The organism is Porphyromonas sp. COT-052 OH4946, assembly GCF_000765965.1.
Taxonomy (GTDB): Bacteria; Bacteroidota; Bacteroidia; order Bacteroidales; family Porphyromonadaceae; genus Porphyromonas; species Porphyromonas gulae.
Window position 1 is genome coordinate 71,780 of record NZ_JQZY01000017.1, and the last position, 16,558, is coordinate 88,337.

A 16,558-nucleotide genomic window follows, 5' to 3' on the forward strand; every position below is an offset into this window, starting at 1 on the left:
TCTTCTTCTGTGATTTATGCTGCACTTTTGTGAGGATTGTACTATGAGATGAGGGATGGGGAGGAGATCGCTTTTGTTCTTCTTACTCTTGCTTCAGGTCGTCTTCCGCAGAGAAATTGTCCATATCGTCCAAATCGTCCGAATCAGCACCTTGGTCATCAGTCACCTGATCCTCATCGGCAAATTCGGCACTCAGGACTCCGAGTACATAGTCTATCGTGGAGTCTTCCAAATCCGTCTCCTTGATCAGATCTTCCCTATTCTTGTTGAGTACGCTCTTGGCCGTGTTGCAGCCGATATTCTTGAATATGTCGATGATCCACTGGTCGATCTCGTCGTTGAATTCGTCCAGATAGATGTCCTCTTCGTCCATATCGTCTATGTCGCGGAACACTTCGATCTGATAACCCGTCAGCCCCGATGCCAGCTTGATGTTCGAAGCATTCTTACCGATGGCCAAAGGCACTTCTTCGGGACGCAGGAATACTTCGGCCTTATGCTCTGCTTCGAGCAGGCGAATCGAAGATATACGTGCCGGACTAAGTGCTCGCTGGATGAAGAGGGCGGTGTTCGTTGTGTACTGCGTAACGTCGATATTCTCACCTCTCAGTTCGCGTACGATGCCTCGTATGCGCGAACCGTTCATACCCACACAGGCTCCTACGGGGTCGATACGGTCGTCGTAAGACTCTACGGCCATCTTGGCCCTCTCTCCCGGGATACGGGCTACGCAGCGGATGGTGATCAAACCGTCGGCAATCTCGGGCACATTCAGCTCGAAAAGCCGTTTGAGGAACTCTCCGCTCGTACGCGATACGATGATCTTGGGATTGTTATTGGTATTCTCCACGCGCTCCACAACGGCATGAACAGTCTCACCCTTGCGGAAAAAGTCGCTTGGGATCTGCTCATTCTTCGGCATCAGGAGTTCGTTGCCATCGTCGTCAATGAGCAGAGCCTCGCGCTTCCATACCTGATATACTTCAGCCGAAATGAGCTGCCCGATACGTTCCGTGAATGTATTGAACAGGTTTTCCTTCTGAAGCTCCATAATTTTGCTGGAGAGAGCTTGGCGAAGATTGAGAATGGCACGGCGACCGAAGGAAGCGAAGTTCACGGAGTCCGTTACTTCCTCCCCGACCTCCGCCTCGGGGTCAATCTCGTGAGCATCCGACAGAGACACCTCGCGGCTTTCGTCCTCTACGGCACCGTCTTCTACTACCTGACGGGTGCGCCATATTTCGAAGTCGCCTTTCTCAGGATTGATGATTACGTCGAAGTTGTCGTCCGATCCGAAGATTTTTGCCAGAACATTCCGGAAGGAATCCTCCAGGACGTTGATCATCGTCTCTTTGTCAATGTTTTTCAGCTCTTTGAATTCTGCCAGCGATTCTATCATGCTGATCGTCTCTTGCTTCTTGGCCATAGGACTCTCTTTATGGTGTATTCTCTTGATTCTTTTTTTATTACTGCTTATATGACGCGCACGGCCTGTTTGATGTCGGCCATGACTATTGTCAGCTCTTGAGTTTCAGGCTTTTTGCGCTTGGCTCCTTCCGGCTTCACCATGCGCACCACCTCCAGCTTGATTGCTTCGGGAGTGACAGCAACAAGGCGACCGGTCTCCTTCATCCCATTGGTCAGCAGTACAGACAGCTCGCTATCGATGCAGTTCTCCCACTGGCGCATCACTTTCAGAGGAGACGTCAGTCCGGCCGAGCCTACTTCCAGTTCGTAGTCCTCTATATCCCGATCCACTTGGGATTCGATGTGCCGACTCAGTGCTACGCACTCATCTATGCAGACCCCTCGTGCGCTATCCAGCTCTACGACGATTCTGTTGCCCGGATGTATCGCCACCTCCACGAGGAAAGTCTCCCCTATGGACAGATAGTCCGAAACGATCCGAACGATTTGTTCTCTGTCTATCATCTCGCTCTGTACTTACTTAGACATTGGGATAAACAAAAAGGAGGAACCTTGATCGGGTCGCCTCCTCCATCCATCCGTAACAGCTGCAAAGGTAATCTTTTTTTACTATGGAACAAATAGCTTGTCTTTGCTATTTTTCAGCATCGTACACCTATTTATATATAGCGTGGGCAGATGCGTGCTGTAGCCTTCACTGTCGAAAACTTTTTGGGTAGACGAGCGAAACCCGCTTTCCTATAATTGCGGTGCAGAAAAATGCCTGCTTATGGAGCTGAAAAACATGGCGCGAAAAAAGATCAGAAGTTAGACCAAAAGCAAAAAAATCTCGCCTGTAAAAAATTTTCTTTTCGTTCGAGTTTCTGAGATTTCAGGCTCGGCAATTCTCCGTTTTGCGGTGCCAAAAACAAGCCGACGCGTCCTCTCCGATAAGCAATTGCTCCGACATCGCACCATCGGGCAGTGGCGGATCGGCTTATGGCCTATTTACCAAACGATTAGGGGGTATACGGCTATTTGCGTCCAAGTGGTTGCAAATGGATGAACCAAGGGCTTCTAACCTCATTGGCACGGGACCGGAGAAAAATTTATTTTGGGCGGATTAACTATGGAATTATTTGATACCTTTGTTTTTGTGGTTTAGCATACCACAGTCGGTATTTATATAAAGGAAGAAGTCAAATACACAACACGAAATCACTTGAAACCAATATGAAGAAGGAAATCAAATTCAGTCTGATGTACCGCGACATGTGGCAGTCGTCAGGTAAGTACCAACCGCGAAAAGATCAATTGGAACGCATCGCTCCGGTTATCGTGGAGATGGGTTGCTTTGCGCGAGTGGAAACGAATGGGGGGGCATTCGAACAGGTGAACCTCCTGTACGGAGAGAACCCCAACAAAGCTGTGCGCGCCTTCACCAAGCCATTCAACGAAGCGGGCATTCAGACCCATATGCTGGACCGCGGACTCAACGGCCTTCGCATGTTCCCCGTGCCGGCTGATGTGCGTCGCCTGATGTACAAAGTGAAGAAAGCCCAAGGAGTGGACATCACGCGTATATTCGATGGTCTGAATGATGCTCGCAATATCATTCCATCCATCAAATATGCACTGGAAGCCGGTATGATCCCGCAGGCTACGCTTTGTATCACGTTCTCTCCCGTACACACAGTGGAGTACTACTCCAATCTGGCCGATGAGCTGATCGCAGCAGGAGCACCGGAGATCTGCCTGAAAGATATGGCCGGTATCGGGCGTCCTCACTTCCTCGGTCAGCTGGTGAAGTCCATCAAGACCAAGCATCCCGATGTGATCATCGAATATCACGGCCACTCAGGCCCCGGCTTCTCTGTCGCTTCCATGCTGGAGGTATGCGAGAATGGGGCTGACATCATCGACGTAGCTATGGAGCCTATCTCTTGGGGCAAGGTGCATCCGGACGTGATCACCATCCAGCAGATGCTCAAGGATGCCGGCTTCAAAGTGCCGGAGATCAATATGGATGCCTACATGAAAGCCCGAAGCCTGACACAGGAGTTTATAGACGACTTCTTGGGCTATTTCATGGATCCGTCGAACAAAGAAACAAGCTCACTGCTCGTGGGATGCGGTCTCCCCGGCGGTATGATGGGATCTATGATGGCCGACCTGAAAGGGGTACATGCAGGTATCAATATGTTCCTCAAAGGAAAGGGCGAACCGGAGATGACCATAGATCAGCTGCTGGTACGTCTCTTCCAAGAGGTAGAATATGTGTGGCCGCGCCTCGGCTATCCTCCGCTGGTAACTCCTTTCAGCCAGTATGTGAAGAATGTTGCCCTGATGAACGTGTACAACATGATCCGGGGCGAAGGGCGTTGGCAAGCCATCGACCAGAATACATGGGGTATGATCCTCGGCAAATCGGGTCGTTTGCCCGGCAAACTCGATCCGGAGATCATCGCTTTGGCAAAAGAGAAGGGAATGGAATTTTCGGATGCCGATCCTCAGCAATTTTATCCTGACGCCTTGGACGAATTCCGCAAGGAAATGGATCAGAACGGCTGGGAGTATGGCCCGGACGACGAAGAGCTGTTCGAGCTTGCCATGCACGACCGTCAGTATCGCGACTATAAGAGCGGTGTAGCCAAGGAGCGTTTCAATGCCGATCTGGACAAAGCCAAAGCCGACCGCATGGCTAAGCAGGGATATAGCGACGAAGACATCAAAAAAGCCAAGCGCGCCGGATGCGATCCGATCGTGGCACCCTGCTCCGGACGACTCTATTGGGAAATCGATACGGAAGAGCCATCCATCGCTCCGGCTATCGGTGCCGAATATCGTACCGGCCAGCCGTTCTGCTATATCGAGAACCAATTCGGCTACATCGAGAAGGTCTATTGTACATTTACCGGCCGTATTACAGAGGTAGTGGCACAAGGTACTGTGGTAAAAAAAGGCGATGAGATCGCTTATCTGCGTGCAGCCGAGAAGGAAATCATGTGGGAGGGTGCCAATGAGCATATCGTTCGTGTAGAGACCATGCCTGAGCCGCGCAAGCGCATTACCAAGTCGGCCAAGAAGGGCTAATCCGCACTAAGACACGCGGTATTCGATTAGGAACAAAGGCTGTCGTGGAGGTGGTGGTATCTCCTCGGCAGCTTTTATTTATGGAGGATATAAAATATGAGTGACTGGAAGAACAGACTGGGGGTCATGTACAGTACGAATCCCGATTTCCAATACGAACATGAGGATAGCGAAGAGGTAGCCGAGACGCTTCCTCCGGAGAAACAACGCCTGCGCATCACGCTGGATCGCAAGCAGCGTCGGGGCAAAGAGGTCACCCTTGTGAGCGGATACGTCGGCTCGGACGACGATCTGACCGATCTGTCGCGTCTGCTCAAGCAGCGATGTGGAGTGGGAGGAGCAGCCAAGGACGGAGAAATAATCATCCAAGGCAATCAGGTCGAAAAGGTGAAAGAGATACTACGAAGTTTGCACTATGGTGTGAAGTAGTGATTAGGTACTCCCCTTTTTCACAGCACAATCATTTATCCGCCATCTTATTTTTCGGCTCTTCCTCCTCAGAGGAAAAGCCAAGCCTCGACAGGATAAAGAGCGGATAGAGGCTTTTGAGTTTTGGTATTGTCAAATAATATGTCTAAGTTAGGGGCAGAATAATAAACTGATTGTTGAACCACAAAAAAAGACGAAATTATTCCCATGACTAAGACAATCACATTCAATGAACTGAGAAGAATCAAAGACAGCTTGCCCGATGGTGCTATGCAACGCATTGCCGATGAGTTGGGGCTGCGAGTGGAAACCGTACGCAACTATTTCGGCGGTGCCAATTTCAGAGAAGGTCGTAGCTGCGGTGTTCATATCGAAGCAGGACCGGAAGGAGGTATTGTTGAGTTGGACGACACAACTATCTTAGAGAGAGCTTTGTCTATGCTGGGCGAAGCCAACGCATAGTCTTTGGGGCAGCGCGTTTCCCAAATAATAAACTCGGAGCCACTTCCGGTCTGCAATAAGAAGCGACCGAAGTGGCTTTTTTGCGAATAGCGCACAGATACACAGCACGAAAACAGCGAAAATGACACGATAAAGAACTAACCCTACAACACGTTTATTGATATGAAAGAAGAAAAATTAGTGACCCTGGCTATTCACTCCTATGAGAAAGCCCAGATACTGAAGTCTCTCCTCGAAACCGAGGGCATAGAAGCGTATCTTCACAATGTCAATCAGATACAGCCCGTTATCTCTGCCGGTGTTCGGGTGAGAATCAAAGAGACCGATCTGCCTCGTGCTCTCAGTATTATAGAGGATAACAAATGGGATCAGGAAGATCCCAAAAAGCGAGCGAAAAACACGGAAGAGTATGTGCTCATCCCTGTGGACTTCAGCGAATATACGATGAAGATATGCGAACTGGGATTTAACTTTGCAGCCCGTCGCGGTCTTCGGGTCGTATTGATGCACGTCTACATCAGCCCGTTTTTCTCCACGCCGCTTACTGTAGGCGATACTGCGGTATTCCAGCTAAGCAATGAGGTCAGCCTTCGCAAAGAATACCAGCGTGTACAGCGTCTGATGAACAAACTCAAGAAGGAACTACGCGAAAAGATAACGCGCGAGGAACTTCCCGAAATATCTTTCTCCTCTGTCCTTTTGGACGGTGCTCCGGAGGATGTCATCCTTAGTTACTGCAAGCGGCACAGACCTGTAATGATCGTGATGGGTACACGAGGCAAATCCCGCAAAGATTCGGATCTGATCGGAAGTGTTGCAGCCGAAGTAATTGATTCGAGTAAAGTACCGGTATTGGTTATTCCTGAGGAAGTGCCCTTCAACGATCTGAATCAGGCCAAGCATGTAGCAGTGGCTACCAGCTTCGACCAACGCGATCTGGTGCTCTTCGATGCCATGATGAAGCTGCTGGACAAGAACAACCCTTCGTACAGCATCTTCAATATCTCGGTGGGTACGCCGGAATGGAACCAAGTACAACTCAAAGCCATCAGGGAGTACCATGCGCATCACTATCCCGATGCCACGATCAAAGTGAGCATGCTGGACGAAGGAGACTTCTCCCTCGCTTTGGAAAAATTCATTCGTCAGGAAAAGGTGGATATGATTGTGGTCAATACCTATCGCAGGAATTTCTTCGCCCGTTTCTTCAATCCAAGTATGGCGCGGCGAATGCTCTTCCATGCTGGAACTCCCCTTTTGGTGATGCACAATTAGTGCCCATATAGCTTTTCAGCCGAGGAGGCTCGAATCCGCCCGCAAGAGCGATAAGGCTTAACAGGAAGACATCCTCACATAAGGACTGCCCGAATATCGAATGGCAGTCCTTTTTTCATTTGAAACAGGGTATTCAAAAGGGCGATAACGCCCAAAGATCTGAGCGTTTTTTCTGTCCTGAAAAGCCGTGTTTACAGCCAAGAGAAGTGTGCTTTTGAACACATTTGCAGTATGTATATTTGTGTGAAAGTGCGGAGTTCTCGTTTTTTTTTCTGTAAGTTTGTGCCGAACAATTATGTTTTAACTCAAGATTCAGCCTGATGAATGCAGCTCATGACGCTGATATTTTTGATGTGCTAACGCACTTGGAACGCCTCTTTGGTGATAGAGAGAAACTCTCGGAATTGACCCCAAACGAGGCGATTGAGATTTTTGACAGACTGAGTCGTATCAACGGCATGCTTATTCGTGAAGCATCGAGGCAAAAGGAGCAAACGACGCAGACCGTTGGGCTAACGGAAATAACACCCCAAGAGGGAAGACAAGAGGAGAGACCCTCTCCTGCAGGCTTCGATTTGCAGAAGATAGTCTCTACGTTGGATTTTTTTCGCTTTAGACGGGAGTTGTTTCAAGACGATGACAAGCTTATGCGAGATGTCTCTGCCGATCTCGGATTGCTGTCGTCAGCGGCTGAAGCTATGGCCTATTTGCATCAGCGGATGCAATGGGAGGCAGAGGATCCGACGGTAAATGACTTTGCGGAAGTAGTGTCGGATTTCTTCCGTAGAAGGAGCTGAACCGTAGGATTTGCGATGGAAGGACGTTTGACAGTCGTGCCGACTCCTATCGGCAATTTGGAGGATATTACCTTGAGAGCCTTGAAGGTACTGCGCGAAGCAGACCTGATTTTGGCCGAGGACACGCGTACCAGCAATGTACTGCTCCACCATTACGACATTCACTGTCCGCTCCAGAGCCATCATAAGTTCAACGAACATCGTACGGCCAAGGCATTGGCCGAGCGGATATCCGGAGGTGAACGTATAGCTTTGATCTCCGATGCCGGGACTCCCGGGATCAGCGACCCCGGTTTTTTGCTTGTCAGAGCATGTGCCGAATTGGGTGTAGTGGTAGAATGTCTGCCCGGGCCTACGGCATTGATTCCGGCTTTGGTAGCAAGCGGACTCCCTGCCGACAGATTTGTCTTCGAAGGTTTTCTGCCTGTCAAGAAAGGCCGCCAAACCCGAATGAAAGAACTGGCCGAGGAGCTCCGGACGATGATATTTTATGAGTCGCCCCATCGGGTGCTCAAGACTCTGACCCAATTTGTGGAGACTTTCGGTCTCGATCGACCGGCTGCTGCATGCCGGGAGCTGAGCAAACTCCACGAAGAGGTGATCCGAGGAACACTCGCGGAATTACTGGCTCACTTCGAAAACCACCCTCCAAGAGGAGAATTCGTCCTCATCGTAGGTGGAGCTGTCCCGAAAAGGAGAAACGAAGGAAAGCAATAAGTTAAGAATGAATAAAGTGTCACGCTAATAAAAGTATTACGAACATGAAGAAGAAACTGTTTATCGCCACAGCGCTAACTCTTGCCTTGGTATCATGTGGAAAGAACTCCAGTGCCTATAAAGAGCTGAAAATGCAGTACGACTCTATTGCAGCAGTAAACAGCCAACACGAATCCGAATTGGCAGAGATGGACTCCATTATCAGTGGAATTCTGACCAACTTCCAAGAAATCTCTGCCATGGAAGGCATGATCAATCTCAACCCTCTGAGCGGAGAAATTCGTGCCAGCCAGCGCGATCGTATCAATGACAATATGAGACTGATCAATGAGAAGCTCCAAGCCAACCGCAAGAGCATCGACGATCTGACTGAGAAGCTCCAAAAGAGCGGACGTGAGAACAGCCGTCTGATGAAGACTTTGGCACAGCTTCGCCAGCAACTCGAAGCAAAAACTCAGGAAGTAAACCAGCTGCGTGAAGAATTGGAGCGCAAGAACATCGCCATCGGCATGCTCGACTCCACAGTTATTTCGCAGGGTGCTCAACTTGAGAGCAGCGCGAGAGAGAACGCAGCTTTGGCAGAACAGAATGCTCGTCAGGATCGCGATCTCAACACCGTTCGCTATTGCATAGGGACAAGCAGCGACCTGAAAGAAATGAATATCGTTCGTCGCGGTCAGGTATTGACCGAAGGACACAACGATTCATACTTCACGAAAGCCGATTTGCGCAACCTGAAGGTGATCCCGCTGATGGCCAAGAAAGCAAATGTACTGACCAGCCACCCTGCGTCATCATACGAATTGATTCGCGGCACAGATAAGATGCTCACCCTTCGTATCAAGGATCCTCAGGCTTTCTGGAAAAACTCCAAAATACTCGTTATCCAAACCAATTAATCGGGCGGATCCTTTGAAGTCCTGTATATAGGACATTTCCATAAAGAGGGTGTGTCGGAACGCAAGTTTGGACACACCCTCTTCTCTTGTCTGCTAAAGGCAAAGGTCGCTCGTCCGGCGAATCGATCTGTTTTCGGCCTCGTGCACTTCGGTCTCGGCCACAACATCCAGCCCTCACTCCGTTTCTTTCATGCTAAAACATCTTTTTATCGATCTCGACGATACGCTTTGGGACACTTATCATAACAATAAGAGCAGTCTCGAAGAACTGTATCACACACATGCCTGGGATAGATATTTCGAATCGTTCGAAACCTTCTTCGGCATATATTGGCCTCACAATGAAGCACTTTGGTCTGAGTATCGGTTTGGACAAATCGACAAGCCCACACTTACTTTGGAGCGATTCAGACGACCTTTTGCAGGACATGTCGCTCTGTCCGACGAACAAATACTGGCTTGGAATACAGAATTTCTATCCATAACGGGACGGAAAACGCGGCTTTGTCCTCATGCTTTGGAGACGGTGGAGTACTTACACCGATACTACAATATCTATATCCTCAGCAATGGTTTTCGTGAAGTCCAGCATGCCAAACTGACCAATAGTGGTTTGGCCCCCCATATAGACCGTGTGATTTTGTCCGAAGATGCAGGCATCAACAAGCCGAACAAAAAAATATTCGACTTCGCTTTGGTCAAAGCCAAAGCCAGGAAAACGGAAAGCATCATGATTGGGGATAGCTGGGAAGCCGATATAGTCGGGGCGGCGAATGCCGGTCTTGCCTCTGTCTGGTACAATCCGAACAAACACACATCACCTGATGATAGCATAGGAGCACCCATGCATATTATTTCCTCTTTGTCCGAGCTGATGCGGATATTCTGACCCTCTCTCACCGTTTTTGGTCTTGACAGAGAGGGGACAAACCTTATCTCCGTTCATTCGGATGCATATCGGAATATCCCTCTTATCACCTGTTTGGATTCCTTCTCCCCAAACAGATTTTCTTTCTTATGGTGTGCTTCTTCGATCGGGTGTACTCCGGCTACATGTAGTTCTCGGAAGGGACAAAGCCAGCCAATCACTTTTCCAATCAAGAAAAGACAGCTACCAAACGATTGGGGCTATGCCGTGCTGGCGGAGGTATGAGTTGGCTCGGCTGAAATGCTTGCATCCGAAAAAGCCGCGATGCGCCGACAGGGGCGAAGGATGAGGTGCTTCGAGAATGAGATGGCGACGAGGATCGATCATGGCAGATTTTCGGCGGGCATAACTTCCCCAGAGGAGAAAGACGAGGTGTTCTCTCTGTTTGGCCAAAGCTTCTATGGCCGCATCGGTAAAGGTCTCCCACCCACGTCCTTGGTGGCTACCGGCTTGGCCGGCACGAACCGTAAGGGTAGCATTGAGCAATAAGACACCTTGCTCCACCCACGGCAAAAGACTTCCTCCATCTATATGAGCCGGCTGTCCGGTATCGGTACGAATTTCTTCACAGATATTGCGCAAGCTGGGAGGAATCCTGACTCCGGTCGGCACAGAGAAGGCCAATCCTTCGGCTTGTCCGGGTTCGTGATAGGGATCTTGTCCGAGAATAACGACTTTGACGTGGTCGAAAGGGCAAGTATCAAATGCGCGGAAAATGAATCGAGCCGGAGGGTAAATCGGGCTCTGCCGGTATTCTTCACGTACAAATTCCGTCAGCTTTTCAAAGTAAAATTTGCCAAACTCTTCCTGTAAAACCTTTTTCCAGCCTGCTTCAATTCGCACCTCTCTCATAATATTTTTTCTGTCTTATGTGAACGTGTACACGACCTGTCATGGACGAGGCTTTACCTCGAAAGCCCCCACGGTAGCTGTCCGACGCGGTTCCCCATTCAAATCAGTGGGGAACAGTGCTATAATCGCAGGATCGGCTATTCCGACGAAAGGAGCTTTGGGCAGAGGATGATAGTCGTAGCGAAAGTTGTGTTTCTTTTTGATCAGGTCATATCCTACACTATAATAGATACTGTCCGCGGGGTTCTTCTTGTCAGCTTCCATCACATTATATCCGACATTGAGGATGCTCGACCGAGCACGCACGTAGCTATTGCGCATCGTTAGTCGTGCAAGTACGGAGGCTTCATCATCTGTCTGCGAGCCATCGGACAGGCTGATCTCTCCCCCACTCTCTTTGTCTCCCTGTTTGACTACAGACCGACTGCCATCGACAATACTGTTGGACAAAACCAATCGGCTGTCCGACGAGGGGATATACGACCCACCGGCCACATCGGGAGCGAATGCCGTCACGTAGCGCAAGGCTTCCCCTTGGCGGTTGTCCCATCTATAGAAATTGCAAACAGTGCTTTGAGTCAATTCGCATACACTCCCGAAGAGGGCTACGGTATAGCCGAGGGTATTGCTGATCTCACTGTTCAGAATACGGATATAACCACCTGAAGCAGCCAAGCCTGCCCCTTTCATATTCGTCACCATACAGCCCTCCAAGAGCAGCTTAGGAGTGGTGACATCCTTGCCTCCTTCGGCGATGATTCCCCACCGGCCATTGCGGATGGTAGTATAGCGGAGCTCATTGCCATTGCTTTCTTCAGAAAAAAGGATACCACCCCACTGTCCGGGGACAAGGGTATAAGGAACATCCTGCACGAGGTGATCGTGGCGCAGATTCTCTATCATCACTCGCTTGTCCGAATTGCCCTCCGCCATTAGGCGACCACGCACCTTGATATGGGCTTTATTGGCCATCAGCAGACGGCATCCGGCAGGCAAAGTAAGGGTAGCCCCCTGCTGAACAACAAGACTATCGCGGAGCAAGGTGGGACGATGTGCTCCGAATATCGTATCCCGATCGATAACCAAAGCGGTTACTTCGTCTACATTCTGACGAAAACCCTGCAACAGGACATAGTCCGTACGTCCATTGATAAGGAAACGGAGAGAGTCTTTGACCTCGACCGGATCATCGCTCTCCCCTTCAGGGAAAGTGGCTTCGACGAAGATGAACATACTATCCTTCGGAAGGATAGTCAGATCGGAAAACTTGGTGCCTACATGTCCGTCCACATTCACACGGTAGCCACGGCTTTTGCCTCCCACCAGCTCCACTTCGCTCAGACGTAGCGAACGATTGAGCCGGTTGTACACCATGAATGTCCGAGTGGAAGAACTGACTCGGCTGAAAAGGGTATCGAACTTGATGGTATCGGCAGAAAATTCGGCACGATCTTCCGGAGACTCGGCATATTTGTCGAAATCATCCGAACAGCTACCACTGGCAAGTACGAAACCCGCTGCGAGTAATATGACAGCTATCAATCTACTTATCTCTTTCATAATCCTATACAAAGCTAACGTAACCGAACGGTTGTTTGGTATCTTTCCGGTACCAAATTACTTTCCGAGGAGTCGTTTGTATTCGTCGGGATCATTGAGGAGATCGAGTGCTTTTATATATTCCTTATCCATGCGATTGAAGAAATAGAAGAAGTCGTCCTCCCCCAGAATATCACGTGCGATATAGGCATGGAGCTGATGCTTGATAAGCTCTTCGGCTTCAGCAAAAAGTTCGGTGCTCCATGTGATTTTCTCAGCTTCGGCAAATGTTTTCAGGCTTTCGGTCAGCTCTTCGGGAACGCTAAACGTGGCGTATGACTGTCTGTCGGGGAAGCGTTGGCGCAGTTTCTGACGATGCGTATCCACATACTTGAGCACAGCCCGATTGAAGATACCCTTATTCAGTAGCTCGCGATGCAGCCTGTTGAACAAGGCTGTATCCGTTGGGATGAAAAGATCCGGCATAATGCCTCCCCCTCCATAAACGGTACGCCCCGTGACGAGAGTCTTGTAGCGAAGCGAATCGGGGAAACGGATGCTGTCGCTATGGATGGATTCACCGTGTTTGAAGCGACCGATCAATTCCTGTTCGTATGCTTTGAAATTCCCTTTTGCATAAGGTTTCTGGATGCTACGTCCCGAAGGTGTGTAATATCGGGCTATAGTGAGCCGAATCATCGAGCCGTCCTGCAAAGGCAGCGGACGCTGCACGAGTCCTTTGCCGAAGGTGCGCCGTCCGATAACGACGCCCCTGTCCCAATCTTGTATAGCCCCGGCCAATATCTCACTGGCTGAGGCCGAAAACTCATTGACAAGGACGACCAAAGGCAAGTCCTTCGGCAGGAGGTTATTGCTCGTAGCCTCCATGCGTTCGCTGATCCGTGGCATACGATTGTTCCTGACGGTCAGCACTGTACTCCCTTCGGGCAAGAAAGCGCCGGCCATATCCACAGCCTGATCGAGAATGCCGCCGCCATTGAATCGCAGGTCGAGTACCAGCTGCTGCATGCCGCGCCCCCGCAACAGGGTGATCCCCTCGGCAAACTCTTTGTAAGTGGTGCGGGAGAATCTACTCAGCCTGATATATCCCGTACGTTCGTCGACCATATAGCAAGCCTCACGACTATGAACGGGGATCAGACCTCGCTTCACCGTGATGCTGAGCCTGTCGTTCCCTCGCCATACGCCGAGTTTTACCTTGCTTCCTCGTGGACCGCGCAGGCGTTTCATCACGTCATTGGTCTTCATCTTGACACCCGCAATGACCGTATCATTCACCGACACGATACGATCACCGGCCAACAATCCGGCCTTTTCCGAAGGACCTCCGGCAATCACCTGTACCACATAGACCGTATCCGTGAGCATATTGAACTGCACACCTATACCGTCGAATCCTGCATTCAGAGGCTCCAGTTCGCTCTTTGTTTCCTCCGCATCGGAATAAACAGAGTGAGGATCCAATTCGCTCAAGACCCCTCGAATGGCATATTCTGCCAGTTTGTTGTTGTCCACACTGTCCACATACAGGTTGCTGATGGCATACACAGCCGTTTCCAGCTTACGCAGGGCCTCTTTCATACTGCTACTGAGCTTCTGTGCGGATGCCGAACAGCCCAGCAGGAGCAAGAGTATAATCAATTTGCTTGCTTTATTCATTTTTCACGAAATCCTTTTTATTTCAGCGTCCAAAGATAGTACTCCTTAGCTCAAACGAAAAGTCTATGACCCGGAGCTTCCGTCTTGGTATTTATACACCTCAATACAGCTAATTCCGAAACGGCAATCCATTTCTCATCTATTCATTATATTTTTGTGACTGTTTTACATTTAGAGGAGATAATCGACACAATTAAATAACTAAAAAAGAAAGAGTATGAAAAGAATGCTACTGCTTCTCGTTGTATTATTGTATGGAATTGCAGGCCGATTGGCTGCACAAGACGTTATCAGGCCATGGTCATTGCAGGTCGGAGCAGGATACTCCGATACGGAGAACATCCCGGGAGGATTCACCTATGGTTTCTATTTGGGAAAGCGTATGGGGAGCTTTCTGGAAGTGGGTCTGTCCATGTACAACTCCACACGTCAAACAGCCAACAATGCAGATTCCTTTGCGTCGAACGAGGGTGATGGATCTTTTCAGGTAAATATGTCTTCTCCGAATGAGAAGTGGTCATTCTTCGATGCAGGCAGTGCCAACTGCTATATGATCGTCGTCGGAGTCAATCCTCTCCATCTGTTTTGGCAGAATAGCCGGCACAATTTGTTTCTGGCAGTACAAGCCGGTCTGTCCAATAAGCACAATATCCATTTCATCTATGGAGACAAAGGAGCCAAAGTCAGTATCTACACCAATTCGAATACCTACATCGGTTACGGAGCGCGTGTAGCCTACGAATATCAAATTCATAAAAACGTGGGGGCAGGTGCTGCTGTAATGTACGATCACGGCAATAAGATGCTTACGGCCATGGCCACGCTCTCCACTCATTTTTAATCGCCGAAGCTCGATAGGACATCGCTCCGAAATCCGAGCTTTCGTAACAAAACAAAAAAACCTTGCAGAAGTTAGACCTGCAAGGTTTTTATTTGGACTTTGATCCGGAAAGGCACCTTTTGAGACCGTTATACAATAACCCTTCCCCCCTCATATCGATCAAGACAGATACATGCATTGATTTGACGAAGAAAGGAGAGCTTCATGCGATCTCTCTGCAAACCTCAAGTAATCTGAAAAACNGACAGATACATGCATTGATTTGACGAAGAAAGGAGAGCTTCATGCGATCTCTCTGCAAACCTCAAGTAATCTGAAAAACACTTAAGAATCAGCTCTGCGGCAAAAGACTTCAATGAAAGTCCTATAAAATAGTTGCAAACAGCTGATAGTTAGCGTATTGATGGGAGCAGAGTCAGCTGACAATCGCGTCCTGCATCGTGCAGGGAGCAAGAATCAGTTGACAATCGCGTCCTGCATCGTGCAGGAAGCAAGAATCAACTGACAATCGCGTCCTGCATCGTGCAGGAAGCAAGAATNGGGAGCAAGAATCAGTTGACAATCGCGTCCTGCATCGTGCAGGAAGCAAGAATCAACTGACAATCGCGTCCTGCATCGTGCAGGAAGCAAGAATCAGCCGACAATCGCGTCCTGCATCATGCAGGGAGCAAGAATCAGCTGACAATCGCGTCCTGCATCGTGCAAGAAGCAAGAAACAGCCGACAATCATTCCTTATTTCTCGCCTATCGGCACAAGCATTGATTTGACGAGGAAAGGAGTACTTCTCTAATGGAAACTTGATGAAATTTCTGTTTGCTTGCTGTGTCCATATACCGAAGGTTTGACCTTTCCCGAAGACACTAAGAATCAGCTCTGCAGCAAAAGAGCTCAATGAAACTCCCATGCAACAATCTCCTTTTGGGAACATCCCATCCTGAAACTATCAACTAAGTGGAATATGCAATTGACTTTTTAGAAGGGCAACCGCATCAAAATGTAAGCACCTGATTATCAGTCATATTTTTGAGTGTATTCTTTATCTTTGAGTATAACCTCCAAAATGCAATTATCTGAAAATTAGCAACTTGTATTTTCTCGAAATTTTTGCGGTTGCCCTGTCCCCAATGCGAGTTTCGATTCCCTCGGTTCGCAGTTTTTGCTACATTTGCCCACTGACATGGCAACGATGGAGAGCGTGAAGTTCTCCTCCGGAACTGCTTATCGGATTGACATAGAAAGATATTGACAAACTACTTGACGACTGAACGACAATGAATATGCACACATCCCTCATACATACATCGCCTAATCTATCAGGCCTGATCTACCCCGTACATGTCCCGGTGTTATCCACTCCAAAAAAGGATGTTCCCATGACGAATAAAGAGGAATAGCACTCTCTATAACCCTCCCAAAACATACATGGCACCCGCCGAGTTCTACAAGGAACTCGGCGGGTGTCTTCGTTTTATCCCTCTCCGAAAAGGCCTTTTTGAGCCTACGATCTATATATAAATGACTTACGATCTATATATTTATCGAAAACGATTTATATATAAATCGAAAACCATCTGTATATAAATCGAAAATGATTGATATACAAATCATTATCCGACTTCTCTAAAAGCAGTTTCCAGC

At 48.9% G+C, this 16,558-nt stretch carries 14 protein-coding genes; 9 read left to right on the forward strand and 5 right to left on the reverse strand.

The annotated features are described in order from the left end of the window. Positions 1–82 precede the first annotated feature (82 nt). On the reverse strand, positions 83–1,426 hold the full coding sequence (nusA, locus tag HQ50_RS07600; RefSeq protein ID WP_039423210.1) for a transcription termination factor NusA: 1,344 nt from the start codon (positions 1,424–1,426) through the stop codon (positions 83–85). Positions 1,427–1,473: 47 nt separating this feature from the next. After that, entirely contained in the window at positions 1,474–1,932 is a 459-nt protein-coding gene (gene rimP / locus HQ50_RS07605; protein WP_018964794.1) for a ribosome assembly cofactor RimP, read from the reverse strand. 708 nt (positions 1,933–2,640) lie between these two features. Here rimP and HQ50_RS07610 point away from each other — a divergent pair. The 8 genes from HQ50_RS07610 (at position 2,641) to HQ50_RS07645 (ending at position 9,968) form a co-directional block, all read left to right on the forward strand. Then, a complete protein-coding gene (locus tag HQ50_RS07610) occupies positions 2,641–4,500 on the forward strand; it encodes an oxaloacetate decarboxylase (RefSeq protein WP_039419680.1) in 1,860 nt (619 codons plus the stop codon). A 96-nt stretch (positions 4,501–4,596) separates the two neighbouring features. Next, positions 4,597–4,929 (forward strand): translation initiation factor, encoded by a 333-nt coding sequence (locus tag HQ50_RS07615; RefSeq protein ID WP_039420358.1) that lies wholly within the window; start codon positions 4,597–4,599, stop codon positions 4,927–4,929. A 207-nt stretch (positions 4,930–5,136) separates the two neighbouring features. After that, positions 5,137–5,391 (forward strand): hypothetical protein, encoded by a 255-nt coding sequence (locus tag HQ50_RS07620; RefSeq protein WP_004583895.1) that lies wholly within the window; start codon positions 5,137–5,139, stop codon positions 5,389–5,391. 162 nt (positions 5,392–5,553) lie between these two features. Further along, positions 5,554–6,666 (forward strand): universal stress protein, encoded by a 1,113-nt coding sequence (locus tag HQ50_RS07625; RefSeq protein ID WP_018966050.1) that lies wholly within the window; start codon positions 5,554–5,556, stop codon positions 6,664–6,666. Between the two features lie 320 nt (positions 6,667–6,986). Then, positions 6,987–7,463, forward strand: coding sequence for a hypothetical protein (locus tag HQ50_RS07630; protein WP_039419682.1), 477 nt, complete (start codon positions 6,987–6,989; stop codon positions 7,461–7,463). A 15-nt stretch (positions 7,464–7,478) separates the two neighbouring features. After that, positions 7,479–8,180 (forward strand): 16S rRNA (cytidine(1402)-2'-O)-methyltransferase, encoded by a 702-nt coding sequence (rsmI, locus tag HQ50_RS07635; RefSeq protein ID WP_018966048.1) that lies wholly within the window; start codon positions 7,479–7,481, stop codon positions 8,178–8,180. A 44-nt stretch (positions 8,181–8,224) separates the two neighbouring features. Beyond that, complete coding sequence (locus tag HQ50_RS07640) at positions 8,225–9,079, forward strand: hypothetical protein (RefSeq protein ID WP_018966047.1); 855 nt, start codon at positions 8,225–8,227, stop codon at positions 9,077–9,079. A 190-nt stretch (positions 9,080–9,269) separates the two neighbouring features. Beyond that, complete coding sequence (locus tag HQ50_RS07645) at positions 9,270–9,968, forward strand: YjjG family noncanonical pyrimidine nucleotidase (protein WP_039419685.1); 699 nt, start codon at positions 9,270–9,272, stop codon at positions 9,966–9,968. A 222-nt stretch (positions 9,969–10,190) separates the two neighbouring features. On the opposite strand, the gene ung is transcribed toward HQ50_RS07645, so the two are convergent. Genes ung through HQ50_RS07660 form a run of 3 tightly spaced genes read right to left on the reverse strand, consistent with a single transcriptional unit; the run spans position 10,191 to position 14,078 of the window. Continuing rightward, positions 10,191–10,859, reverse strand: a complete 669-nt coding sequence (gene ung, locus HQ50_RS07650) for a uracil-DNA glycosylase (RefSeq protein WP_018966044.1) — start codon at positions 10,857–10,859, stop codon at positions 10,191–10,193. 39 nt (positions 10,860–10,898) lie between these two features. After that, a complete protein-coding gene (locus HQ50_RS07655) occupies positions 10,899–12,419 on the reverse strand; it encodes a hypothetical protein (protein WP_039429455.1) in 1,521 nt (506 codons plus the stop codon). A gap of 57 nt (positions 12,420–12,476) precedes the next feature. Beyond that, positions 12,477–14,078, reverse strand: coding sequence for a S41 family peptidase (locus HQ50_RS07660; protein WP_039429457.1), 1,602 nt, complete (start codon positions 14,076–14,078; stop codon positions 12,477–12,479). A gap of 217 nt (positions 14,079–14,295) precedes the next feature. Between HQ50_RS07660 and HQ50_RS07665 the strand changes: the two genes are divergently transcribed. Next, the gene (locus HQ50_RS07665) at positions 14,296–14,919 is read left to right on the forward strand and encodes a hypothetical protein (protein WP_004583881.1); all 624 of its coding nucleotides are present in this window, start codon (positions 14,296–14,298) and stop codon (positions 14,917–14,919) included. Positions 14,920–16,558 lie beyond the last annotated feature (1,639 nt).

Bases quoted from the DNA above. Each gene is read 5' to 3' on its own strand.
- HQ50_RS07615 (WP_039420358.1), top strand. From the start codon at position 4,597: ATGAGTGACTGGAAGAACAGACTGGGGGTCATGTACAGTACGAATCCC.
- HQ50_RS07645 (WP_039419685.1), top strand. From the start codon at position 9,270: ATGCTAAAACATCTTTTTATCGATCTCGACGATACGCTTTGGGACACT.
- HQ50_RS07630 (WP_039419682.1), top strand. From the start codon at position 6,987: ATGAATGCAGCTCATGACGCTGATATTTTTGATGTGCTAACGCACTTG.
- HQ50_RS07610 (WP_039419680.1), top strand. From the start codon at position 2,641: ATGAAGAAGGAAATCAAATTCAGTCTGATGTACCGCGACATGTGGCAG.
- rimP (WP_018964794.1), bottom strand. From the start codon at position 1,932: ATGATAGACAGAGAACAAATCGTTCGGATCGTTTCGGACTATCTGTCC.
- HQ50_RS07665 (WP_004583881.1), top strand. From the start codon at position 14,296: ATGAAAAGAATGCTACTGCTTCTCGTTGTATTATTGTATGGAATTGCA.
- ung (WP_018966044.1), bottom strand. From the start codon at position 10,859: ATGAGAGAGGTGCGAATTGAAGCAGGCTGGAAAAAGGTTTTACAGGAA.
- nusA (WP_039423210.1), bottom strand. From the start codon at position 1,426: ATGGCCAAGAAGCAAGAGACGATCAGCATGATAGAATCGCTGGCAGAA.
- HQ50_RS07620 (WP_004583895.1), top strand. From the start codon at position 5,137: ATGACTAAGACAATCACATTCAATGAACTGAGAAGAATCAAAGACAGC.
- HQ50_RS07655 (WP_039429455.1), bottom strand. From the start codon at position 12,419: ATGAAAGAGATAAGTAGATTGATAGCTGTCATATTACTCGCAGCGGGT.
- rsmI (WP_018966048.1), top strand. From the start codon at position 7,479: ATGGAAGGACGTTTGACAGTCGTGCCGACTCCTATCGGCAATTTGGAG.
- HQ50_RS07625 (WP_018966050.1), top strand. From the start codon at position 5,554: ATGAAAGAAGAAAAATTAGTGACCCTGGCTATTCACTCCTATGAGAAA.
- HQ50_RS07660 (WP_039429457.1), bottom strand. From the start codon at position 14,078: ATGAATAAAGCAAGCAAATTGATTATACTCTTGCTCCTGCTGGGCTGT.
- HQ50_RS07640 (WP_018966047.1), top strand. From the start codon at position 8,225: ATGAAGAAGAAACTGTTTATCGCCACAGCGCTAACTCTTGCCTTGGTA.